Source organism: Lactiplantibacillus daoliensis (assembly GCF_005405005.1).
GTDB classification, from domain to species: domain Bacteria; phylum Bacillota; class Bacilli; order Lactobacillales; family Lactobacillaceae; genus Lactiplantibacillus; species Lactiplantibacillus daoliensis.
In genome coordinates this window covers 1-22,359 of sequence record NZ_BJDH01000011.1, presented here as the reverse complement: position 1 = coordinate 22,359, position 22,359 = coordinate 1, and the positions used below count along the sequence as shown (strand labels likewise).

Annotated in this window: 20 protein-coding genes, 1 riboswitch and 1 other annotated feature; of the genes, 12 read left to right on the top strand and 8 right to left on the bottom strand. The window is 44.3% G+C overall.

What is annotated here, in order from left to right; translation table 11 throughout:
• Nucleotides 1-36: 36 nt before the first annotated feature.
• The 3 genes from FFM64_RS11100 to FFM64_RS11090 form a co-directional block, all read right to left on the bottom strand.
• Nucleotides 37-2,799 carry a cation-translocating P-type ATPase gene (locus tag FFM64_RS11100; protein WP_137608099.1) on the bottom strand — a complete coding sequence of 921 codons (2,763 nt, stop codon included), beginning with the start codon at nucleotides 2,797-2,799 and terminating at the stop codon, nucleotides 37-39.
• Between the two features lie 260 nt (nucleotides 2,800-3,059).
• Nucleotides 3,060-4,859 (bottom strand): oleate hydratase, encoded by a 1,800-nt coding sequence (locus FFM64_RS11095; RefSeq protein WP_137608098.1) that lies wholly within the window; start codon nucleotides 4,857-4,859, stop codon nucleotides 3,060-3,062.
• A 123-nt stretch (nucleotides 4,860-4,982) separates the two neighbouring features.
• Nucleotides 4,983-5,537: a TetR/AcrR family transcriptional regulator gene (locus FFM64_RS11090; RefSeq protein WP_137608097.1), complete on the bottom strand. Its 555-nt coding sequence runs from the start codon at nucleotides 5,535-5,537 to the stop codon at nucleotides 4,983-4,985.
• 218 nt (nucleotides 5,538-5,755) lie between these two features.
• Nucleotides 5,756-5,800: riboswitch (PreQ1 riboswitch) on the top strand.
• Between the two features lie 23 nt (nucleotides 5,801-5,823).
• On the opposite strand from FFM64_RS11090, the gene FFM64_RS11085 reads away from it, so the two are divergent.
• The 3 genes from FFM64_RS11085 (at nucleotide 5,824) to FFM64_RS11075 (ending at nucleotide 8,215) form a co-directional block, all read left to right on the top strand.
• Nucleotides 5,824-6,813 (top strand): nucleoside hydrolase, encoded by a 990-nt coding sequence (locus tag FFM64_RS11085; protein WP_137608096.1) that lies wholly within the window; start codon nucleotides 5,824-5,826, stop codon nucleotides 6,811-6,813.
• Nucleotides 6,810-7,358, top strand: coding sequence for an ECF transporter S component (locus FFM64_RS11080; protein WP_137608095.1), 549 nt, complete (start codon nucleotides 6,810-6,812; stop codon nucleotides 7,356-7,358). The genes FFM64_RS11085 and FFM64_RS11080 overlap by 4 nt, the downstream gene beginning before the upstream one ends.
• A gap of 104 nt (nucleotides 7,359-7,462) precedes the next feature.
• A complete protein-coding gene (locus tag FFM64_RS11075) occupies nucleotides 7,463-8,215 on the top strand; it encodes a MerR family transcriptional regulator (RefSeq protein ID WP_137608094.1) in 753 nt (250 codons plus the stop codon).
• A 423-nt stretch (nucleotides 8,216-8,638) separates the two neighbouring features.
• Here FFM64_RS11075 and FFM64_RS11070 read toward each other — a convergent pair whose 3' ends face one another.
• Complete coding sequence (locus FFM64_RS11070; protein WP_137608093.1) at nucleotides 8,639-9,310, bottom strand: ABC transporter ATP-binding protein; 672 nt, start codon at nucleotides 9,308-9,310, stop codon at nucleotides 8,639-8,641.
• Between the two features lie 14 nt (nucleotides 9,311-9,324).
• Nucleotides 9,325-10,392 carry an ABC transporter permease gene (locus FFM64_RS11065; RefSeq protein WP_137608092.1) on the bottom strand — a complete coding sequence of 356 codons (1,068 nt, stop codon included), beginning with the start codon at nucleotides 10,390-10,392 and terminating at the stop codon, nucleotides 9,325-9,327.
• A 186-nt stretch (nucleotides 10,393-10,578) separates the two neighbouring features.
• Here FFM64_RS11065 and FFM64_RS11060 point away from each other — a divergent pair, with 186 nt between their 5' ends.
• The 3 genes from FFM64_RS11060 to FFM64_RS11050 all read left to right on the top strand — a co-directional run bounded on the left by FFM64_RS11060 (nucleotide 10,579) and on the right by FFM64_RS11050 (nucleotide 13,297).
• Nucleotides 10,579-11,094 (top strand): YagU family protein, encoded by a 516-nt coding sequence (locus FFM64_RS11060; protein ID WP_137608091.1) that lies wholly within the window; start codon nucleotides 10,579-10,581, stop codon nucleotides 11,092-11,094.
• 136 nt (nucleotides 11,095-11,230) lie between these two features.
• Nucleotides 11,231-12,550, top strand: a complete 1,320-nt coding sequence (locus tag FFM64_RS11055; protein WP_171000394.1) for a cation:dicarboxylate symporter family transporter — start codon at nucleotides 11,231-11,233, stop codon at nucleotides 12,548-12,550.
• A 66-nt stretch (nucleotides 12,551-12,616) separates the two neighbouring features.
• Nucleotides 12,617-13,297: a DUF554 domain-containing protein gene (locus FFM64_RS11050; RefSeq protein WP_137608090.1), complete on the top strand. Its 681-nt coding sequence runs from the start codon at nucleotides 12,617-12,619 to the stop codon at nucleotides 13,295-13,297.
• A gap of 76 nt (nucleotides 13,298-13,373) precedes the next feature.
• On the opposite strand, the gene FFM64_RS11045 is transcribed toward FFM64_RS11050, so the two are convergent.
• Nucleotides 13,374-13,880 carry a YueI family protein gene (locus FFM64_RS11045; RefSeq protein ID WP_137608089.1) on the bottom strand — a complete coding sequence of 169 codons (507 nt, stop codon included), beginning with the start codon at nucleotides 13,878-13,880 and terminating at the stop codon, nucleotides 13,374-13,376.
• Between the two features lie 102 nt (nucleotides 13,881-13,982).
• The gene (locus FFM64_RS11040) at nucleotides 13,983-15,272 is read right to left on the bottom strand and encodes a sensor histidine kinase (protein WP_223876956.1); all 1,290 of its coding nucleotides are present in this window, start codon (nucleotides 15,270-15,272) and stop codon (nucleotides 13,983-13,985) included.
• A 250-nt stretch (nucleotides 15,273-15,522) separates the two neighbouring features.
• Here FFM64_RS11040 and FFM64_RS11035 point away from each other — a divergent pair, with 250 nt between their 5' ends.
• The 3 genes from FFM64_RS11035 (at nucleotide 15,523) to FFM64_RS11025 (ending at nucleotide 17,591) form a co-directional block, all read left to right on the top strand.
• On the top strand, nucleotides 15,523-16,092 hold the full coding sequence (locus FFM64_RS11035) for an NAD(P)H-binding protein (RefSeq protein ID WP_137608088.1): 570 nt from the start codon (nucleotides 15,523-15,525) through the stop codon (nucleotides 16,090-16,092).
• Between the two features lie 108 nt (nucleotides 16,093-16,200).
• Nucleotides 16,201-16,968: a C39 family peptidase gene (locus tag FFM64_RS11030; protein ID WP_137608087.1), complete on the top strand. Its 768-nt coding sequence runs from the start codon at nucleotides 16,201-16,203 to the stop codon at nucleotides 16,966-16,968.
• 245 nt (nucleotides 16,969-17,213) lie between these two features.
• A complete protein-coding gene (locus FFM64_RS11025) occupies nucleotides 17,214-17,591 on the top strand; it encodes a hypothetical protein (RefSeq protein WP_137608086.1) in 378 nt (125 codons plus the stop codon).
• Between the two features lie 54 nt (nucleotides 17,592-17,645).
• Here FFM64_RS11025 and FFM64_RS11020 read toward each other — a convergent pair whose 3' ends face one another.
• A complete protein-coding gene (locus FFM64_RS11020; RefSeq protein ID WP_137608085.1) occupies nucleotides 17,646-18,086 on the bottom strand; it encodes a MarR family winged helix-turn-helix transcriptional regulator in 441 nt (146 codons plus the stop codon).
• Nucleotides 18,087-18,240: 154 nt separating this feature from the next.
• Here FFM64_RS11020 and FFM64_RS11015 point away from each other — a divergent pair, with 154 nt between their 5' ends.
• The 3 genes from FFM64_RS11015 (at nucleotide 18,241) to FFM64_RS11005 (ending at nucleotide 21,845) form a co-directional block, all read left to right on the top strand.
• Nucleotides 18,241-19,629 carry a DHA2 family efflux MFS transporter permease subunit gene (locus FFM64_RS11015; RefSeq protein WP_137608084.1) on the top strand — a complete coding sequence of 463 codons (1,389 nt, stop codon included), beginning with the start codon at nucleotides 18,241-18,243 and terminating at the stop codon, nucleotides 19,627-19,629.
• Between the two features lie 37 nt (nucleotides 19,630-19,666).
• Nucleotides 19,667-19,866 (top strand) — a binding site (T-box leader).
• A 56-nt stretch (nucleotides 19,867-19,922) separates the two neighbouring features.
• The gene (tyrS, locus tag FFM64_RS11010) at nucleotides 19,923-21,179 is read left to right on the top strand and encodes a tyrosine--tRNA ligase (protein ID WP_137608083.1); all 1,257 of its coding nucleotides are present in this window, start codon (nucleotides 19,923-19,925) and stop codon (nucleotides 21,177-21,179) included.
• A 153-nt stretch (nucleotides 21,180-21,332) separates the two neighbouring features.
• On the top strand, nucleotides 21,333-21,845 hold the full coding sequence (locus tag FFM64_RS11005; protein ID WP_137608082.1) for an ECF transporter S component: 513 nt from the start codon (nucleotides 21,333-21,335) through the stop codon (nucleotides 21,843-21,845).
• The last annotated feature ends 514 nt before the right edge of the window (nucleotides 21,846-22,359 follow it).

Genomic DNA, 22,359 nt, shown 5'->3' with positions numbered 1-22,359 from the left:
GTGGTTGGGCGTTAGTAATTTTCAATTTGCCACCTTTTAGCTTAAGCGTCGGCGTACAATGGCTTTCCGCGCCTCTTCAATCAAAATTAATGGTATCGGAATACTGAATAAGAGCAGCCAATCACGGCCGTTAATTGCGGCGGTGTTGAATAGACCTTGGAGAACAGGGACATACATCAACAACGCAATTAGGGCAATTTCAAAGCCAATCCCCCACCAGATTCGGCGATTACTGAACAGGCCAATTTTGAAGACTGATGTGACTTGTGTCCGGCAGTTAATCGCTGCGGCAATCTGGCAGAAGACGATGGCCGCTAAAGTCATCGTGGTAGCCATCACGTAAGTGTCGCCGCTAGCAGCCAACGCCACGTTTGGCCAGCCGTGTAAATAGTTGACGAAGAAGTAGGCTACGGTTGAGAGCAAGGACGCAATCATCCCGTACCAACCAAAGGCCTTCCAGACAATGGTCTTATTTAACAGATGCGCGTTACGCGCACGGGGCGGTTGGTCCATGATACCTGGTTCACTCTTTTCAGCACCTAGTCCAAGGGCAGGTAACATATCGGTTCCTAAGTCGACGGTTAAAATTTGCATAACGGTCAACGGCAGTGGAATCAAGCCTCGTGAGAATAAGAAGAGCACGGATGGAATCGCTTCGGGCACGTTACTGTTCAAAATATAGAGTAAGAACTTTTGTAAGTTACTGTAAACGGTTCGGCCTTCTTCAATGGCCGCAACAATTGAAGCAAAGTTGTCATCCGTTAAAATCATATCGGCGGCATCTTTGGCGACATCGGTCCCAGTCACTCCCATGGCAATCCCAATATCGGCTTGTTTTAAAGCAGGTGCATCATTGACACCATCACCAGTGGCTGCGACGATTTCACCGTTGTGCTGATTAGCTTTGACGATCCGATACTTTTGTTCAGGGGCAACCCGAGCAAAAATGACTTCACCTTTGACGGCGTCCTGCAAGTCGGAGTCACTCATGGCAGTGAGCTCATCACCGGTAATGACGCGAACCTGGTCACTATCGATCCCGATTTTAACAGCCACACTCTTAGCGGTCAGGGGACTGTCACCTGTAACCATGATGATCCGGATGTTCGCCCGATGACATTTTTCAACGGCATCGTAAATTTCAGGGCGCGGAGGATCGGCCATGACGGTTAATCCCACGAAGGTTAAATGTTGTTCGGTGTTTTCAATCGTACAATCGGCTGGGTCTGTTGGTAAGCCAGCGTAAGTCCGATAGGCCATCGCCATTGAACGGAGTCCTTCGGCCGCATAGTGCTTATTGGCCGCATCAATAGTGGTTTTGTCAGCATCAGTGAGTGGTCGTGTTTGACCGTTATCAAGGATAGTGTCACAAATGGTTAAAATGCCATCAAGCGCTCCTTTGACGTAAACGACTTGACTGCCGTCCGGCTGTTGATGGATCGTGGTCATCCGTTTACGATCAGAGTCAAATGGTAGCTCGCCGATTCTTGGATAGGATTGCCGTAAGTCAGCCAAATTTAGGCCGGATTTCTCTGTCAAAATTAAATGTGCGGCTTCGGTTGGTGTCCCAATAATTTTTGGCTTAGCTTGTGGTGTTTTTCCCGGTTGTATTTCTGTATCGTTGTCCAGAGCAGAAATACGTAATAGTAAAGCTAAATCAGGATGCTGGTCTAGCACAACTGGCTGTTTAGCAGCTAAGACTTTGCCATTGTTGACGTAGCCTTCACCACTAACTTGATACCGTTGTTGTGGCAACCAAACATGGTTGATCGTCATTTGGTTTTGGGTCAAAGTACCAGTTTTATCGGAACAGATGACCGTAGTTTCGCCCAAGGTTTCCACACTGCTGAGTTCTTTAACGAGCGCGTGTTTCTTGGACATCCGGGTGACTCCTTGCGCCAACGATAACGTGACGGTCGGCAAGAGACCTTCTGGAATAAACGCCACAATCATACCTAAAGCGAAGATAAAGGACTTCGCAATTGGATAATGGACAAAGAAAATTGCCGCCACAAAGAAAATCAAGCCAATCAAAATGGCAATCATGGAGATTTGCCGCGTCAAGTGGTTCAGTTCGGTGGCTAATGGTGAAACCGTCGTTTTTTGGTGCTGTGTTAAACTGGCGATTTGACCAAATTCGGTCTGCATCCCAGTTTGAATCGCGACTGCGGTGGCGGTCCCATTGACGGCGACGGTGCCGGCGTACACGATGTTAGCTTCCGAAAACCGACCGTCACCTTTTTCGTAGGTTGGTTTTTTATCTACGGCAACGGATTCACCAGTTAAGGCGGATTCATCCACTTGCAAGGCGGTTCCCTGAACGATGCGGGCATCTGCCGAGATACTGTTACCGGCTTGAATCGTGAAGACGTCGCCGGGAACTAAGTCGGTTGCGTTAATTTGGGTGGTTTTGCCATCACGCCAAACGTGCGTGTAGGTTGGCAACATCTCTTTTAAGGAGTCGGTTGCTTTTTGAGCAGCGTGTTCTTGCCAAAAGCTGAAGCAACCGTTAATAATATTGACAGCCCAAATGGCAATGCCGAGTTCTAACATGCCAACAAACATCGCAATGAAGCCGCTGACCCACAGCAATAGCGCCATCAGACTAGTGAAGTTCTTGATAAAAGCTTTGAACTGCGACCGCGATTGTGTCTGTTGGATCGTGTTAGGCCCAACGTCTTGTAAACGTTTAGTCGCTTCAGTATCGCTCAGGCCGGTCGCTTGGGTCTTGAGTGCTTGGTAAAATTGGTCAACTGATAATTTTGCATAATCATCAGTGGTCATTCCAGATTTTCCCATCTTTTTCACCCCTATGAATCGAAAGGACTAACTTAATGTCACATATCAAACGATTAATTGGGACACTAAGTTTAGCTAATCGAGACTTCTAATTACAATCCATAGAATAGTCCCATTAAAGGCAAAATACTATCATTATTATAAAAATAGTTTGAAAAATCGGCGCTAGTTTATCATAAAAAGCGTAGGCCAACTGCTAAGTTAGCCCACGTTTTTGGGGAGTTAATTATGATATTTAGGCGTTAAAACAGGACGATTAACTATTTACTGTGAGGTGCTTCTGGGTGTAAGACGGCCTTTTTGGTTGGAATCGTTTGGTCGCGCCCAAGGTACATTTGATAGAACGGTGGCACATCATTGATTAACTTGAGCAAGCCGGCTTCAAGTTCAGGTAATTTTGCTGGATCCAATGGTGGCAAGTCACTCGCTTTAATTTCACCGTGAATCCCAGCAAAGCGCTTAACCCGTTCGAGCAAGTAGCGAATGTCGTAACGTGAAGTATTAACTTCAAGGACATCCTTTTCCAAGTTTAGGAGGCCATAGACTGCTTCCATCCCAGTTCGAACAGAGGTTTCAACCGTGAAGACCACGTCATCGTCAATTTCCACGAATTGACCAAGTAAGGCTAAATTCGTGCAGCCAGCTGGGATAACCTTAGGACGGTCACCGAGCTTACGTGGCATGAACTGGGCGGTACAATATGGCATCATGGCGGTTGACATGTACGTATGCGCCAAGACTTCATCCTTAATATCGAGCATGCCCAAATGATAGAGCAATTCGGTCATGATTTCGTCACCGGTACAATCCCACATCCGTTTCTTGATGTAGTTCCCGATATTTTCACCATAGAGACCATAGCCCCAACCAACTTCTTCATCGCTGGCTTGGTAAGGGAAGAATGGTTTGTGATGAATTTCAAATGACAGATCCCAGTTAGAGTCTTTGAAAGTCATTAAGCCACCAGTCCCAGCAGGACTACCAGAGAGCCGCTCGATCCGTTTGAAGAATTCTGGATAACCTTTAACTGTTGGGAAGAAGGAAATCCACTTAGTCTTGTCAATTTGACCCAAGAATTTCTCGGGATGACCGAACTTTTCATCTCTTTTAGCGAGGTTCTGCCAGATGGTGAAAGTCCCCATATCCTCGGTGTCACGATTGGTTTCGGCAACCGTATGATTGTCGCCGAAGGTACTGTTTTCACTAATTGATCCGGTGGTAACGAAGACCAAGTCTTGGCTGTTGACGCCGACCGTGGTTGGTTCGCCGTGTTGTTTAGCGATGATGCCCGTGACCGTGTTGTTGGCATCGTCAAGTTGCAAGTCAGTGACGGCAAAGTCGTTGATGAAGCTGACGCCTTGGTCGATTAACCAGCGTTCGATTGGTAAGATGATGGCATCATATTCGTTATATTTAGTATGAATAAAGCCTTCCAAATATTCATGACGGGTGATGAATGTGAAGCGTTGCCAGTAACGACGACATTCGATCACACTGTGGTAATCCTTGAAGGCTAGTTGACTGTGGAAGCAAGTCCAGAAGTTGGTTCTGAAAAAGTCAGCGTCGAAGAAGTCATCCAAACTCTTGTCGGCCAGTTCTTCCTCACTGGAGGCGATGATTTGACGCATTGCTTCAGCGTATTGAGGCGCAAGCTTGTAGTCGTGATAGTGACTGTCGATCTCACCTTGATTGATGATGACCCGGGCTTCACTGTGAATTGGTTCATCACGGTTGAAGTCAACCACGTCATCTAAAACGCTACGGCCAGCATTTTCTAATGATGGAATCTTGCTGCAGAGATACCAGAGACATTCCATGTAAGGTTCCAATTCACGTTCGGCCCGGCAAAGGTAACCAGCGGCACGCTTGGTCCCATCCATGGAACCACCCATGACGGGTTTCTTTTCATAAATCGTGACGTTGCGAGCCGGCATCTTGGCGTCATCAATTAAGAAAACGGCAGTGGCTAAACCAGCAATCCCACCACCAACGATATTAGCACGACGATCATCGATTCCGGCGGGTTTTACTGGGCGATACATTGTTTTATAAATGTTCATAATAATGGCCTTCTTCATGAAATAGATTTATTGCTTGTTATTACAATAAAGCGGTTTCTTGGACGAAACAATTGACAAAAAAAGCGGACTGTCAAAATTTGGACAGTTCGCAAAAATTGTAAATTACTCGGCATAGGTGTTGAGAGCTTTTTGAAAATCGCCTTGAACGAGTACACCAGTCTGTTCGACTATTTCATGGGGATCGTCTTGAAAGCCGTCTTTGACCCATTCAAAAATCAAGGCAATGAAGGCCAGAGTATAGAAGTGTGCAATGAAATGTTTATGTTTGTCGGCGACACGCATGCCAATGGCTTGGCGATTGACGACTTTAATGATGTATTCGTAAAGCACAGTATAAATATATTTTTCTAATAGATCCCGGTAAGCGGACTGATAGGTATTCATGACCAAATATTGGTTGTCCTGAATATCTGCCATGATATTTAGGAAGCCTTGTTGCCAGTTGTCATAATCGGCCACATTTGTGAGTGCGCGGGCAGTCGCTTCCTTTGCGGTCCACTCGACGAGTTCGTAAATATCAGCAAAATGATTATAAAAAGTTTGCCGGGTGAGGTCGCAGTCATCAACGATGGCCTGAATCGTAATTTTATCGACAGGGGTTTGGTGTAGCTCAGTCACTAGGGCGGCTGCTAATTTTTCTTTGGTTTTTGATGCCATACAAACAGTCCTCCTAAGCGAATTAGTTCGATTGATTGAGATCTCCACTCTGGGTGGGTCATAGCTGGGTATGCTCAGAAACGAATCAGTGATCACACTGCAATGCGTCCTATTATAGCGTCTTTTTGGATCTTCGACGAGAAATTTTTGTGAGTGATGTTAATTTAAGCGGCAGTTCGTTATAATTAGACATGCATTTATGCAATCAGCGGTGTGCCGCTGGCCTGGTTCGTAAACTTCCCAGGATAAAAAACCAAGAACTTCACGATTAATCGGAGGTAGGAAAATGGATGCAACAAGAAATGTCATCATCGATTGTGATCCCGGTATTGATGATAGTTTGGCGCTGCTATTAGCGTTAAATTCACCGGAACTAAATGTGGTCGGTATTACAACCGTTTGTGGCAATGTCCCAACGCATATTGGCGCTGCTAATGCGCTGAAAGTGTTGGCACTAGCTGATCGGTTAGATGTTCCAGTTTATATGGGGGCCAATCGACTATTGAAAGTCGATTATGTGAGTGCCCAAGATACCCATGGTGACGATGGACTTGGCAATAGTCAGATTCCTGAGGTTACTACCGTTCATCCGGCCCAAGATGCCGTCAGTTTTATTTTGGAGACGCTAGATGAAGATCCGACAACGTCGATTTTGGCATTAGGACCGCTGACCAATTTAGCAGAGGCCTTGCAGCGAGATACGGCCGCGTTTGCCGCGGTTGACCAATTTGTTTTGATGGGTGGCAATTATAAGAGTCACGGCAACTGTTCACCAGTCGCCGAATATAACTTTTGGTGTGATCCAGATGCCGCTAAACAGGTTTTTGACTTGATGCCAGTTCCTATTCATATGGTTGGCCTAGATGTGACACGTCAAATCGTGTTAACACCTAGTTTGTTAGAATATATGAAAGATATTAACCCTGAAATGGGTCGCTTTATTGAAAAAATTACACGCTTTTATTTCGATTTTCATTGGCAGTACGAGCGCGTCATTGGTTGTGTGATCAATGATCCGTTGGCAGTTGCTTACTTTGTAGATCCAACAATTTTAACTGGTTTTGATGCTTATACGACGGTAGTTGCGACGGATGATTTGGCCCGTGGTGAGTCGATGGTCGATGATCATGATTTCTGGCATCGTGCCCCGAATAGTTTTGTCACCACACAAGTGGATACGATGGCCTTTTGGCGCCAGTTTTTGACACGGGTGATCGGTGCGAACGAGCCTGATCTGACAGCAGTTTTGCATCAATTATTGGTGGTGGGCGCATGAAAAAATTCAGCACTCGTACGGTTGCGTTACTCGCACTCTGTATCGCACTCAATGTTGTCGGTGGTAATATTGCCTTGATGTTGAAACTCCCAATTTACTTGGATTCGATTGGGACAGTTTTAGCTGCGGCCGTCTTTGGGCCCTTTGGCGGGATGCTAGCTGGGGGCGCCACTGGCTTATTGATGGCGACGACAGATTTGTATTCGTTGTTCTTCATGCCAGTGCAGCTCTTAACTGGGCTGGTAGCCGGGTTGCTTTATCATCGGTTCAAACCAGCAACTTTTAAAAATAATTGGTGGTTGGCATTCGCAATTTCACTCCCAGGGACGCTCGTTAGTACGATGATTACTGTCATCTTGTTTCACGGTATTACCTCGTCGGGTTCCAGCATGCTGGTACAAGTATTGTTAGGGACCGGTATGACGAAAGCGTTGGCAGTCTTTCTGATTCAGATCGGGACGGACTATGTCGATCGTTTCTTAACCGTGTACGTGGTCGCGCTAGTTTATCGGGCGATTCGCTATAAATTACCGCAAGCAAATTAGACTTAGAAGCGTTCTCGATAAAAAGAGACGCTTTTTTTAATTAATCCTTGACCCTCTCGTTGCGTAACCCTTTAGACTTAATTTTGTTGGAAGGAGGCAGCTATATGGCTTATCAAATTAAACAGTTGGCTGAGTTAGCCGGTGTGAGTGTCCGAACACTACGGTATTATGATGAAATCGGCTTATTGCCACCAGCTTATGTTGGTGAGAATGGGTATCGGTATTATGAAACGGCGCAGGTTGATCAACTGCAACAGATTTGTTTATACCGCGCCATGTCAGTCCCATTGGTGGAAATCAAACAATTGTTGACTCAATCGCCAGCAGAAGTTGTGACGGCGTTACAAACTCAGTATCAACAGTTGTTGGCTCAACGGCAACACTTAGATGGCTTGTTGGCTCTCGTCAAGACAACGATTAAGACGCAACAAGGAGGACATGAAATGACTGATAGTGAAAAATTTACGGCATTTAAGCAGGAAAAACTGACTGAAAATGAACAGAATTATGGGGCTGAATTGGTGGAAAAGTATGACGCGGAAACACTAAAAAAGGCCAATCAGCGATTCGCACACTTATCTGAAACGGATTACCAGACGATGCAAGCAATGGAAGCCCAACTATTGGCAGATTTGAAGACCCAGCCAGCTGTTCCTGGTCCAGTCGCAAAAAGAATTTACGAAGCTCACAAGCAATGGCTAAGTTATAACTGGCCCAAAGTTTCGGCGACAATGCACCGTAATCTTGCGGCAATGTATCAAGCGGATGAGCGATTCCAAAGTTACTATGATGATCGTGCTGGACAGGGTGCAACGGCATTGCTCTGTCAAATCATCGATTACTATGCACAGGATTAAATGAGTTTTTTAGGATCGGATTTTGCTCGTTGCTAATTAGTATTTGGAATGACAAGCGACAAGGCAGTTCTGACAAGAAAATTTGCGGTAGTCAATTCGACTGATAGATAAAAAACAGCCAATAGGCACTCAAAACGAGTGCCTATTGGCTGTTTTGGTGTTTATCTGAAAGTTACAAGTTAAAAATTATTGACGTGCTTCCGGCTGTTGCCGATAACATGCGGACGAGGGACCGGTTCAAGCCTCAAAAACGTCTTGAACCTCGCCCGGAAAATTTGCCAAAACCGCCAATCTACCAGACCGTACTGTGGCTGGCGTCGTCCCCACGCAGCACACCGATTTTGACTGACGGAGCGCAGAAGTTGTGATTTTCAATCTTTAGTACTTATTTTTATAGCACAGGGGGTGACAATCCAAGTTAAATTATTGTTTTGTCATGACACCATCTTCGATTTTGTAAACAACGTCGCAATTGCCAATCAACCGCTGATCATGAGTGACCATCACGATGGCTTTATTGTGTTGATGGGCTTCTTTTGCCAAGCGGTTAACCACATCGATAGAGCGCGGCGTATCTAAACTGGCAGTTGGTTCATCAGCCAAAATGACGCTTGGATCGTTGTAGAGTGCTCGCACAATAGCGACGCGTTGGCGTTCCCCACCAGATAATTCATTGGGATAGGCGGTGGCGACTTCACTCAATGCAAGTTCGTGGAGTAGTGTTTGGGCGCGTTCTTTTTGAAAGGGACGCTTAGACATTTTGTCGACCAACTTTAATTGTTCCGTGACCGTGAGAAATGGAATCAAATTCGAGCTTTGCAAAATAAAGCCGATTTCATTGAAACGGTATGCCAGCCGCGCCTTTTCAGATTGCGTGGCTAATTCAGTTCCATTTAACAGAACTTGACCACTAGTGGGTGTCTGTAGCCCAGCGGCAATCGTTAAGAAGGTACTTTTGCCGGAACCAGAGGGGCCAATGATGGCGACAAATTGGCCGGCACTCACTTCAAAATTGGCGTCTTTCAAGGCCGTTACGGCGGTGTGACCGTGACCAAACTGTTTATTGATTTGTTGTAATGCTAAAACTGCTGTCATAAGTTATCCTCCTTCTAGCCGATTGCAACGGCGGGATCGATATTAGCGACCGTTCGCCATGAAAGTAACGCACCGATAACGGCAGCTGCCAGCAAGGCTAAACTATACAGGCCAAATTGTCCCCAGTTGATGACAAAGGGTAAGCCGGCGGGCATGATTTGTGCCAGGCCGACCGTGATACCAAGGCCAATGACGATACCGATGACTGACATCGCCACACTTTGGGTCAGCAGGGCGGCTAGGATATGTTTCGTCCCGATACCTTGAACTTTCAAGACGCCGAATAGGGCTTGTTTTTGTAAAGTTAAGACGAACATGAAGATTCCGATAATGGCGAGCGCGATTGCGAATAAGAAATAGATCATCGTATCCAAGGTCAATTGTTCGGCACTGTAACCAGGTAATTTGTTGATGAAAGTTGTCATCGTTAAATGCTGAAGACTGCCGTGACTTGAATGGCTAAAGCGGCCATTTTTTGTCACAAAGCCGTTAATGGTTTGCTGATTGCCACTGGTCACGGGCATGTCCTTCAGTCGATTCAAGGTGGCAATATCGGTGTAAATCGTTGGTGAAATCATATAGGTACTACTGGTGTAGGTCCCAACGATTTTAACTGTTCGTTTGGTCGTGCCTAAGCGGACATTTTGGCCAAGTTTGTAGCCCTCGGCCTTCAAGCTATCGGAAATAAGGAGCTGATTGCGACCGTTAATCCGATGCCCACTATTAACTTTAGGCATGATAAAGCTATTGCGACTGGTCGCAAGGGCACTAATCGTGGTTTTATGCCGATTTTTATCGGTACGCAGTGTTCCTGAAAGCGTGGCTAACGGGGTGACCTGGTCGCCCTTGATGTATTTTTGATCAGCTAATTTCAGTTGTGAAGCGGATAACGTTTCGTTGGTATTCTGATTCAAATAGACGTCGGTTGCTTGCCAATTATCAATGGCTTCTCGATTACCATTGGAGAGCCCATTTGCTAGGCCAGCTAACATGAAGACGACCAATGCAATTAATAACAAAACGCCACTTAATAGGCTGTAACGCAGTTTTTCATGACGCATTTCTTTTAGTCCTAAGTACACGCGAGGTGCCTCCTTTTAATTTCGTTTATCGAGTGATAAGTGAATGGTCAAATCATAGCATCAAACTCAAAACGGCGCAAGCTTTAATATTATTTTATTTATATCAGCATCTGGGTTAAATCGTTACGGTTCTTACTGAAAGGCTGGTATGATTAATTTATTGAATGGAGAGGCAGGTTAGGACAAATGGCAAATAAAAGTTTCAATCATCGTGCAGCTTTAATCGCGGGTGTTACGGGTGGCGTTATCTCGGGACTCGTTAAGTTAGGCTGGGAAAACATTCTTCCCCCACGGACTGCGGCTCGGGATCAAACGAATCCGCCACAGCAGCTATTACAACAAATTGGGGTCCCAGAAAGTGTGACTCATGCAACATACACGTATTCGGGGCATGAATTACCGATTACGAGTTATATGATGCATTTTGGTTTTTCGACAACTTTTGCAGTGGCTTACAGTTTGTGGGCTCGTAAGCACCCCAAGGCTAAAGCCGGTAGTAGTGCTTTATTTGGACTCGGTATTTTTGGGGCGTTCCATCATACGATTTTGCCAGCATTAGGGACCATTCCACGTGCCAAGGATCAACCAGCGGAAGAACATATTTCAGAAGCGATTGGTCACGTATTATGGATGTGGACGGCTGATTGGGTCAGTGCGACGGTTTATCAGCGTTTAACCGCTAAGCAAAAGTCGACGAAATAAGTTGGCACGTTTTCAGCAATAATTTCATGAGTGATTTCTAATTCTTTTCTCATTTACGAATGATTTGTGCTAAAATGTTAATATTGTGTGTTAATTTTAGTGAAATCAGCTATAAATGTGAACGGAGCGATTGATTTTGAAGCAAGAAACGCAACTGAAAACAACGCATCATTTCCGCCTGAGTCTAGGTTGGCAAATCTTGGTTGGCTTAGTTTTAGGAATTATCTTAGGGGTTGTCTTCTATGGCAATCAAACCGCTATTACGGCGATGCAAAATATTGGGACGATGTTTATTAGTTTAATTCAAATGATTGTGTTACCAATTGTGGTGGCTTGTTTGATTACTGGGATTGCGAATATGGGCGATCTTAAGAAGCTTGGCCGTATTGGTGGGAAAACGATTATTTATTTTGAAGTGATGACGACCATTGCGATTGCCCTTGGGCTGATTATCGGGAATGTTTTTCATCCTGGGGATTACATCAACATTCACCAGTTACATTCGTCGAATATTAGTCAATACGTGGCGACGGCGAAAACCGTCTCGCATAATGGAATTTGGTCAACGGTAATGGGAATTATCCCAACGAACGTGTTCAAATCGTTAGCTGCTGGGGATATGATTCCCGTGATCTTCTTTGCGGTATTCTTTGGCTTAGGCACCGCTGCGATTGGGGAACAGGGTAAGATTATCTTGGACTTCATGAATGCGGTCGCTGAAGCGATGTTTAAGGTCACCAACTGGGTCATGCACACCGCACCGATTGGCGTTTGTGCCTTGATTGGGGTGACTGTTGCGGAAATGGGACTCAAAGCCTTAGCGCCATTGGGTTATTTCATCATTTTGGCCTATGCGACAATGGCGATTTTTATCGTGGTTGTGATGGGGCTAGTGGCTCGCTTGTTTGGGCTGAGTATTTGGCATTTACTACGCGTGATTCGTGATGAGATGGTGCTCGGCTTTTCAACTGCCAGTTCTGAAGCTGCCCTACCACGCATTATTGATAAAATGGGAAAGTATGGTGTCAGTCAAGGGATCGTTTCCTTCGTTGTGCCAACGGGGTACACGTTCAACCTAGATGGTTCGGCCATTTACCAATCATTAGCTGCGCTATTTTTAGCACAGGCTTACGGGATTCATTTATCGATGAGCCAACAGATTACGTTGTTAATCGTCTTGATGATCACGTCTAAAGGAATTGCCGGTGTACCAGGCGCATCCTTCGTCGTGTTACTCGCAACGATTTCGACAATCGGCGTTCCGGTCCAAGGCTTGGCCTTTATCGCCGGTATTGACCGGTTAGTTGATATGGGCCGAACGGTCGTGAATGTCGTTGGGAACTCCTTGGCAGCAGTGATTATTGGTAAATCGGAACATGAATTTGATCCAAAAATGGCGGATGATTATTTGGCTGAGATTAAGGCAGGTCATCATCCCGCCGCGATTACAAAGTAAACAACTTAAGTTTCATGAAGAGGACTGACCAGCTCAGTCCTCTTTTCAATTTTGGAGGGTAAGTAGATGATTGGGACACTTTTTAATGTTGGCATGATTTTGATCGGTTGCACGATTGGTAGTCTATTTAGCAAGGGAATCAAGCCTGCCTATCACAATATTTTGATGCAGGCACTGGGACTAGCGGCGACTGTGATTGGGATCAATGCGGTCGTGCAACGGATGCCACATAGTAAATATCCCGTGCTGTTCATTGTCAGTTTGGCTGTTGGTGGTCTAATTGGCCAAGCACTAGATTTACAAGGTCGATTTGACAAGTTAGTTGGTCATTTCTCTGGTGGTAATTTGTCGGAAGGTCTAGCGACCGCGATTTTACTCTATTGTATTGGATCGCTTTCAATTCTTGGTCCAATTGAAGCCGCACTAAAGCATGACTACACCTTTTTGTTCACAAACGGGATGTTGGACGGCATTACTTCAATTGTGCTCGCATCGACATTTGGTTTTGGTATTGCGATTGCCGCAGGTGTGTTGTTTGTTTGGCAGGGGTCGTTGTATGTTTTGGCGCTAGTATTGCGAGGGGCGTTGAGTACGCCGATTTTAAACGAAATTACGATTGTCGGCGGAATTTTAATCTTGGGTTCGGGCTTGGGTCTCTTGAACATTAAAAAGATCAATACGTTGAATTTGCTGCCGTCGTTAGTGATCCCACCGATTGTGATTGGAATCTTGGAGTTATTTCACTAAAATTATAGAAAAGTATGTTAATAACGAAAAAAGCCTGGGGAAAAACCAGACTTTTTTTGTGACTCTTTTTAGTTGTTTATTGATTATTGTGGTGACGCAGATGGTACTCGTGGCGATTGTGTTCCAAATGTTGATAGATGCGTTCGACGAGTAATTGCTTTGGGATGGTCGTCGTGGTTTCCAGAGGTGGTAACGGGAAACGATCATCGATGTTAATCGTATCTGGATTGATCGCACTGGGCGCGGCCAGTGCAATCGCGAGACTATCTGGTTCGTGTTGGTAAAGCAAATCCGTTCGAATCGCGAATTTGAGGTTAGTCTGATTAGCGAGTTTGATATAACGGTCTAAAATATCTTGATCTAACAAACCGTGTAATAACAGTTGATAGTCGGGATGAGCTGCAATCTCAGTTTGCAGTTCTGCAGAGTAATCCCGCAAGAGTGCTTGGGTGAAGGTAATGCCCAGATCAATGCGTTCGTGAAAAGTGCCTAAGTTGCGATGTTGTTCGTCTGGATGTAAGACCGGTGTTCCAAACATCGCTGATTGTAAATGTTTATCCATTTCGTCTTCGGATTGTGACATGGATTCAAGTCCTTTCCAAAGAGTGAGTAATCGCTACCACTCAAAGTCTTACTTTAATTGTAGTGAAGAAATTCATTTTAGCAAATTAAAATTTTCTAAAGGCTAGTTTTCCTTATGAATGGTTAATGTCGCGATAAACGTGCTTTCTTGAAGCTGATAGCTGACTTGCGCATTATTGCTAGCTAATTGGGCAATACTACTGAGACCGTAACCTAAATGGCCTGGTTTAGTCGTAAAGCGACTTTTCTTAATCCGAGCTAGGTCGATTGTTTCGCCAGCCGGAACTTTATTTTCAATCGTGAATGTGACGTGGCCCATACTGGTTTGTTGCACGTTCAAGCGAACTTGACGGTCAGCTTGAGCGGCGGCATCGATGGCATTGTCTAACAAGTTGCCGAGAATGCGGACAATGTTGACACGGGCGGCTTCCGGCAATTCAATTGTCTGTAAGACGGTGAGTTGGAGTTCCACCTGGCGACTGGCGGCGGCTTCATATTTTGAATAGATTAAGCCACTCAGGGCTGGAACATGCAAGTTGCGAAGTTGTTCTGGGCCGACATCGACACTTAGACTCTGGCCGCTGGTCATGACTTCATCTTCAAAGTAAGTTTTGAGGGCAGGGAGGTCTTCGTCTTGAATGTATTGCGATAAGCTCAGTAGAATATTTTGATAGTCGTGTTTGAACAAATGTAATTGCTGGTTGCGATGCCCTAGTAACTCGTTGTAATCAGAAACTTCACTCAGAAGTTGAGCATCGGTTAGGCGACTGTTTTTATTGCTAACAACATAGAAGACAATGATACCAAAAATCAGACTGGAGGCACTAGCTACGTAGGTTTGTGAAATGACAGACAAGTCTAGTACATAGGCGTAGGCACCTAGATACAACGCGTAGCAAAGCAAGACCAGTAAGTAGTCACTGCGATCAATTTTGGCATGTTGGAAAAAGTCCGCGGCAGATGATTTAACCATGAAATGGTGTGCAATTAAGCCAATAATTAACATCACGGGCAAACAGATAATAACAGCGCCGAATAGGTTGATGTTGGCGGATAAATTGTGCATGTCGATGGCTTGCCGGAGTTGCATTGGCGCATCTGAGGACATGATCCATTTTAGAAAGCTGCCAGCCATCCCGCCAACCAACCGTTTGATGGCATTTAAGAAAAGCGCGATCGGCAACGTTAAAAGCCATTTTGTATAGAGTAAACGTGCACTCATGATTGTGTTGACGATGGTAATTGGGACAATCCAGAAGAAAACGAGCGGGACTTGTGGCCATTGGGCGGTCGCAAGTTGACCGAAGACGCCGAAAAAGATGACTAGTGCGATCCATACTGTTGAGAGCCGCCAAGTCAGAAATTCGCGAAATGCGATCATCATAATTAACATTTCATACCCTCCGGAGAGTAACGAGAGGGCGTACAATAGCGCTGCCATTTAAACACCTCATTATAATCATAATTTTTAGAGTAAAACAGTTCGTTAGTTGACCTTATTATCATAAAACAAATTGAAACCGATGCCACAAAAAAATCAAAAAATTGTCAAAATAATGTGTCATCGCGCTTGCCTTCCAGTAACTAGAAACTAGTAAACTCAATCTATTGAAAAATTTTGATTGAGAAAGTGGGCTGAAAAAATGCAAAATATTCTAGTTGCAGGTCGATTGACACCTGAACAAGCGCAAGCCTTAACCACTGCCGCTGCGCACTATCCAGCGGTTCGACTAACGGTCTATACGTCAAATGATCAGTTGATTTGGCCAGCCGCGGTTGACGTTATTATTGGTGAGCTGACGGATTCAGCTGGTCTCGCAGCCGCGATGTTGGCGCAAGATTTAGTGTTAGTTCAACTAGAGTCTAGAGCCTTGGTGGCACAAACTCAATCGATCACCGCTGCAATGACTGCAAGTCCAACGGCTCAGTTGGTTCTTAGCATGCCACAGAGTGTGCTGACGATTGCCCAACAACCGGTTAAGTGGTATCAGCATCGCCAACAACGGCAGCAATTAGTTGCCATTCGAACAGTCGAACAACTATTAGGTCAAAGTCAGTTAAACTTTACCCTGATTCAGGGCAGCACGGCTGCAGATACTACTGTGTATAATCAAGCGATGAGTCAGACATGGACGACAGCGGTTCCAGCCCGGCGGCCACTGGCTTTGACCGATTATTTGAGTCCCAATTTTAAATTGCCATTTGTGGCGTGACTTTTTTAGTGTTTTTATTAATAATTTGATGGTATGATGGTGGACGAAAGTGTTAAATTGATTGCGTAAGTTAAACAAAAAAGTTTGCAAAAGAAAGGAGTTAGGATAGTGCCAAGACATTATAAGCGACGGCGTATCTGGCCAAAAGTGCTCATTTTAATTGCCATCTTAGGAACTGTGGGGTGGTCTGCAACTCAGGTTTCAGATTGGTCTGAAGCATCATTCACGACTAAAAAGACTACTGCTAATCCAAAACCGGCTACGCCTCAAGCGAAAGCAGTTAATCAAGTGAAACTTGATGTCCCGTTGGTTAATCAAATGACAGATCCACAGCTCTATAATGGCTGTGAAGTGACCTCGTTAACCATGTTGCTGAACTATTATCACTACAATGTGACGAAGAATCAGTTAGCCACTAAGTTGAATAGCGTGCCATTGACGGATGAGAATGGCGAACATGGTAATCCGAATGTGGGTTTTGTCGGTGATGTGACTGGTGCTAATCCTGGCTTGGGCGTTTATCACGGGCCAATTGCTAAGTTAGCCAAGACTCAGACGAGCCAGGTTAAAGATTTGACTGGGGCTAGTTTTGATCAAGTGATTGCGCAATTGGAACTAGGTCGTCCAGTTTGGACAATTACTACGGGGACTTTCGCGCCCGTTGACACGATGAAGACGTGGCATACGCCACAAGGTAACGTTAAGATCACTTATGATATGCATAGTGTGGTCATCGTCGGGTTCAACCGCACGAAGAAACTGATTTATATTAATAATCCTTATGGTTATAAACAACAAGCAGTTAGTTGGTCCGATTTCCAAGGAGCCTACAATCAGATGGGCAAACAAGCCATTGTGCTCACTGCTAAACGTTAATTAAAAATTTCTAGAGGTTCTTTGAGTCAGTTGTGACTTAAGGAGCCTTTTTTGATGGGTTGAACAGTCGCTTTTCTGGTAACCTCAGCAACTCCGGCCTTGCCAGAAACTGTAACTTAATTGAAATCGGAATGCCGTGGCTTTTCAAGAAATTTGGCTTATGATAACTGTTAAAGGTCCGACTGATCACTGAGATCAACATTAAGCGGGTCAAAAAATAGGTTGAACGAGGAAGGCATGGTGTGATGAATTTTAAACAGAAGATGAAACTGGGCATTCTTATTGTAACAGGATCACTAGCGCTAGGATTAGTCGCAGCTCCGTCAGTGAATCAGATTTTTCACCAAGTAGACGGCCAGGTGAACGTGATTAGCAATTCTGAGACCGCAATCACTGTCAAAGCAATTCGTCAGCAGGCTAAATCAGTAAAAAGTCGTTCAACGCGGTCGGTAGCAACTCGCGCGTCATTTACGACGGTAAGTCCGGTACCAAAGTCCGTATCGGTTGCTTTGACAAAACAAGACCGCCTGCGGCCAGCAACATCATTGGGCAGGCCCGTTGTGGTTGCTAGTCATCAAGCCAGTCAGCGGCCGACTAAGTTAGGCCCAACCGTTAAGAATTAGGATCAACATAATAGCCATCAAAAAAGGATCTGAGCGAACTAGCTCAGGTCCTTTCTATGGTTTAGGCGTGTTGGTGGCTGTAAATGCGGTACTGATCTGATTTAAGCTTGTATAAGTTAACGCTGTCTGATTGCCCAAAATAGTTTGAATTCGTTGTTCACTTGCTTGGAAAAATGCCTCAATTTGCGTGGCCAGCAGGTGCGCTTTGGGCGTTAACAACAGTTGTTTGTAGCGGGCATCATTGGGTGCGGGAACCCGAATCAATAACTGTTTTTCAACCATCGTGGAAACTAGACTGGAGGCAGTTGCCTTACGGATATTGAATTCGTGCTCTAAATCTCGCTGGAAGATTGCTTGCGTGGTTTCATGGCCGGCGATGAAATTAATGACACTGATTTGCATACCGGTTAAGCCAAGCTGTTTTGCGTAGCGATCTGAATCACGAGCAAGCGCGTTGTTTGCTTTTTTGATGGCAATACCAAGTGAATTCTTCATAGCTCCTCCTCGTAATAGTTCGTGTTCTTACTAAATGGCAGTTTATGTCAATAAGTCTTAAATGTCAACTTGAATATAGATTTGAAATCCTATTGAATTGTGATAAACTACTTGTTAGTTCGAATACGAACTATATGATTAGGAGGCTAACTAAGTGACAAAAAAAGTCGATTTAAAATTAATTTTAGCGGTGATTGCCGCGGGGTTGCTCTCATTTTGTGGCGTCATCGTTGAAACGTCGATGAATGTGACCTTTCCGGTATTAATGCGACAATTTAGCATTAATACGGCGACCGTGCAGTGGTTAACAACGGCCTATTTATTAGTGGTCGCAATTATTGTGCCGATTTCATCATTTTTGAAACGTCGGTTTCGGACTAAAACATTATTTGTGACGGCTAATCTGCTATTTATGGCTGGGTTATTAATTGATGCTAGTGCAGCTAACTTTGATAGCTTGGTACTCGGTCGAATCATTCAAGGTTTAGGAACTGGGATTGCATTACCACTAATGTTCAATATTATCTTGGATTGGGTTCCAGATCAGCAAAAAGGAATGTTCATGGGTGTCGGTACCTTAATTACGGCAATTGCACCTGCACTGGGGCCGACTTTTGGAGGTTTAGTGATTAGTAGCTTGGGCTGGCATTGGATCTTTATCTTACTTTTACCATTATTGATCGTGTCACTTGTCTTTGGGTGTTATGCGATTCGGCAGGCTGAACCAACTGTCAAAACGAGCTTTGATGTGCTGGGTTGGCTGATGATTATGCTGGTTTTTGTTGGCTTTACGTTAGCGTTTAGCAATTTGCAAAATTTGTCGCAGCAACCTGGGCTTGTCATCGGGGCATTAATCATTGGTGTGCTGGGGCTAATCGGGTTTGTGCAGCGTACGCGCCGGACGTCACAACCATTGATCAGTCTGGGAATTTTTAAAGCGCGGTCCTTTGACTGGCATTTGTTAGGGTTCTTTTTAGTTCAGATCAATGCACTCGGATTGGCGTTTATCCTGCCAAATTATATTCAGATTGTTACTGGAAAAAGTGCGCTTTTGGCTGGCTTATTTGTCCTACCAGGGGCGGCAATTGGGGCAGCTTTTGCGCCATTAGGTGGTCGACTCTTAGATCGTTTTGGTGCCGTAAAGCCAATTTTGACGGGAGCAACCATTTTAGCAATTGCCATCGCGTTATTTACGGCGTTTGGACTACGATTGACTGGGATGTTAATTTTGTGGTTTTACATTTTGTTAATGATTGGAATGGGGCTAACCATGGGAAATACGATGACCAGTGGCTTGAGTCAGCTGAGTTTGGACCAACAGGCGGATGGCAATGCGGTGTTTAATACTTTGCAACAATTTGCTGGCGCGACCGGAACGTCAATTGTTTCTGTATTGATTACACTTGTACAGACGCACACCAGTGGCACCTTAGCACAGCGGACGGCCTTAGGGTCAACAGTGGGCTTTGGCTTTTTACTGGTTTTAATTCTGATTAATTTGGTGGTCCTGACATTGGCAATGCGAACTCGGAAACGAGATTGACATTTCGGTGCCGAGTGCTTATGATATTAACAAACAATTAAAAGTAGTGACCTTTAACTAGTAGTGATTGATCCAACAGTTAAGCGACTCGGTGGTTGGTGTGAACCGAGCTGTGATCAATGATGAATTACATGAAGTGAACTGCCATTCGGCCGGATTATTTCGTTATCAATAAATGAGAGATCATTCTTTTTTAGAGTGGTAACTTGGGTGGTAACGCGAGAACTCGTCCCTGTTAATAGCAGGGGTGAGTTCTTTTTATTTTCTCGGACCTTAACTTAGGAGGACTATAGATGAACATTATTGATGATTTAAAGTGGCGCGGTGCAATCAATCAGCAAACTGATGAAGCCGGCTTGAAAGAATTGACTGAAAAGCAGTCTGTGTCATTGTACTGTGGGATTGACCCAACTGGTGACAGTATGCATATTGGTCATTTGATTCCCTTCATGATCTTGAAACGATTCCAATTAGCTGGTCATCATCCATACGTGGTTGTTGGTGGCGGGACCGGAGCGATCGGTGATCCTTCTGGTAAAAATTCGGAACGGGTTTTACAAACGATGGCTCAAGTTAAACATAATGAAGACGGCTTGAATGCGCAGATGCATAAGCTGTTCGGTTCAGATGAGAACTTTTCAATTGTGAACAACTATGACTGGTTATCAAAGCTGTCATTGTTAGAATTCTTACGTGATTACGGGAAGTTGTTCAGTGTGAACACGATGTTAAATAAAGAAGTCGTGGCCAGTCGTTTGGAAGTTGGAATTTCCTACACGGAATTCACTTACCAAATTTTACAGTCAATTGATTTCTTGCATTTATACCGTGCAGAACATGTTCAATTGCAAATTGGTGGTGCCGATCAATGGGGGAACATCACTGCCGGAACCGATTTAATTCATCGTTTGGAAGGTAATGAAGCCAAAGCTTATGGCCTAACGATTCCATTATTATTGAAGGCTGATGGGACGAAGTTTGGTAAGACTGCAGGTGGTGCTGTTTGGCTGAACCCAGAAAAGACGTCACCTTACGAATTCTATCAATTCTGGATTAACCAAGATGACCGTGATGTGGTCAAATATTTGAAATACTTTACATTCTTAAGTCATGAAGAAATTGATACATTGGCAGAAACCGTTAAGACTGCTCCTGAGAAGCGGGAAGCCCAACGGTGTTTAGCTGAAGAAGTCACTGAATTCGTCCATGGTAAGGATGCGGTTGTTGAAGCTGAAAATATTACTAAAGCCTTATTCACGGGTGAAGTTCAAAGCTTGAATGCGGACGAAATCGAACAAGGTTTCAAAGGGGTGCCTTCTGCGGATGTCTCGGCTGAAACACAAAACATTGTGTTATGGTTGGTTGATGCCACTAAATTTGAAGGGTCACGTCGTCAAGCACGTGAAGATATTAAAAATGGTGCCATTCGGATTAACGGTGAGAAGATCACAGATGTTGATGCTGAAATTGATCCTAAAGCGGCATTTGATGGCAAGTTTGTCATTGTCCGTCGTGGTAAAAAGAAGTACTTCTTAGCACGGGTTAAATAGTCAGTAACCAAACGAACTGGCAGACGTTATCGTCTGTCAGTTTTTTCGTGCCTAAGTTCTGGGTGTTTTCAGAAAATTGGTGTAAAATCATTCCAACAGGGGTGTTGTTCATGACAGTTAATCGTAAAAAGATTAGAGGAGTAGTGATTCACAATGGCAGGTAAACAATCACCACATTTTTCAACGCGGATGGTCGCTGCATTAGGATTATTAATTGCTGTCGATGTTGCACTTTCAATGTTTGTACATATTCCGGTGCCATTGACACACGGTTATGTGAATCTTTGTGATGCAGGAATCTTTATTGCCGCATTATTATTCGGCCGTCGTGGCGGTGCGATTGTTGGCGGTGCAAGTGGCTTTTTGTTGGATATGATTCTGGGCTATTCACAGTACATGTTCTTTTCATTAATTGTTCACGGTTTAGAGGGCTTCCTAGTGGGACAGTTTGGGGCTAATAAGTCAAAAGGACAACAGATTATAGCATTAGTGATTGGTAGTGTCGTGATGGTGGTGGGCTACTTTGTTTCCGATTCAATTCTATATGCGATACCGACTGGACTAATTGGTATTCCAATGAACTTTGTCCAAGCGGTTATTGGAGGCGTAATTGCCTTCCCGGCTGTTTTGCAATTAAAGGATCGTGTTAAAACACAGTTTAGCTGAAGCTAGTAATTTAAAGATAAAGCAATCTGTCGTTGATGATGGATTGCTTTTTATAATAGAAGAAATCGATTGACCTTGAACACTTAATTAAACGATCAAGTCAGTAGCAGCAGGGATTTAGGCCGCTTTTAGCTATTGCAACTTTTGACTCAGTTTTACACTGAATTTCATAATTGTGAAAAAATATGTTGAAAAACGTTGACACTTTCATTTCAAATTGGTATATTAGTACACGTTGCTGCTACGGCAGGTCAGCTTAGTGCTGATGAAACGAAAAAGATTATTGAAATTAGTTGTTGACAACTTCTTCAGTAATTGATATGATAGTTTCTGTTGCCGCAACGGCAACGATAGTTGAAAAGGCCGGTTGAATTCTTTGAAAAAAGTATTTGACAGTAAGTGCTTCAGATGCTATGATGAATAAGTTGCGTTGAGGTAATCAACCAACAAATTAGACCTTTGAAAACTGAACAAAGTTTCGACAAATCAAATGTGTAGGGTCTAGCAATCTTCG

Excerpts from the sequence above, each read along its gene's own strand:
- FFM64_RS11075 (WP_137608094.1), top strand. The coding sequence starts at position 7,463 with ATGGCTTATCAAATTAAACAGTTGGCTGAGTTAGCCGGTGTGAGTGTC.
- FFM64_RS11035 (WP_137608088.1), top strand. The coding sequence starts at position 15,523 with ATGCAAAATATTCTAGTTGCAGGTCGATTGACACCTGAACAAGCGCAA.
- FFM64_RS11020 (WP_137608085.1), bottom strand. The coding sequence starts at position 18,086 with ATGAAGAATTCACTTGGTATTGCCATCAAAAAAGCAAACAACGCGCTT.
- FFM64_RS11040 (WP_223876956.1), bottom strand. The coding sequence starts at position 15,272 with ATGTTAATTATGATGATCGCATTTCGCGAATTTCTGACTTGGCGGCTC.
- FFM64_RS11100 (WP_137608099.1), bottom strand. The coding sequence starts at position 2,799 with ATGGGAAAATCTGGAATGACCACTGATGATTATGCAAAATTATCAGTT.
- FFM64_RS11085 (WP_137608096.1), top strand. The coding sequence starts at position 5,824 with ATGGATGCAACAAGAAATGTCATCATCGATTGTGATCCCGGTATTGAT.
- FFM64_RS11060 (WP_137608091.1), top strand. The coding sequence starts at position 10,579 with ATGGCAAATAAAAGTTTCAATCATCGTGCAGCTTTAATCGCGGGTGTT.
- FFM64_RS11045 (WP_137608089.1), bottom strand. The coding sequence starts at position 13,880 with ATGTCACAATCCGAAGACGAAATGGATAAACATTTACAATCAGCGATG.
- FFM64_RS11070 (WP_137608093.1), bottom strand. The coding sequence starts at position 9,310 with ATGACAGCAGTTTTAGCATTACAACAAATCAATAAACAGTTTGGTCAC.
- FFM64_RS11025 (WP_137608086.1), top strand. The coding sequence starts at position 17,214 with ATGAATTTTAAACAGAAGATGAAACTGGGCATTCTTATTGTAACAGGA.
- tyrS (WP_137608083.1), top strand. The coding sequence starts at position 19,923 with ATGAACATTATTGATGATTTAAAGTGGCGCGGTGCAATCAATCAGCAA.
- FFM64_RS11095 (WP_137608098.1), bottom strand. The coding sequence starts at position 4,859 with ATGAACATTTATAAAACAATGTATCGCCCAGTAAAACCCGCCGGAATC.
- FFM64_RS11050 (WP_137608090.1), top strand. The coding sequence starts at position 12,617 with ATGATTGGGACACTTTTTAATGTTGGCATGATTTTGATCGGTTGCACG.
- FFM64_RS11005 (WP_137608082.1), top strand. The coding sequence starts at position 21,333 with ATGGCAGGTAAACAATCACCACATTTTTCAACGCGGATGGTCGCTGCA.
- FFM64_RS11080 (WP_137608095.1), top strand. The coding sequence starts at position 6,810 with ATGAAAAAATTCAGCACTCGTACGGTTGCGTTACTCGCACTCTGTATC.
- FFM64_RS11090 (WP_137608097.1), bottom strand. The coding sequence starts at position 5,537 with ATGGCATCAAAAACCAAAGAAAAATTAGCAGCCGCCCTAGTGACTGAG.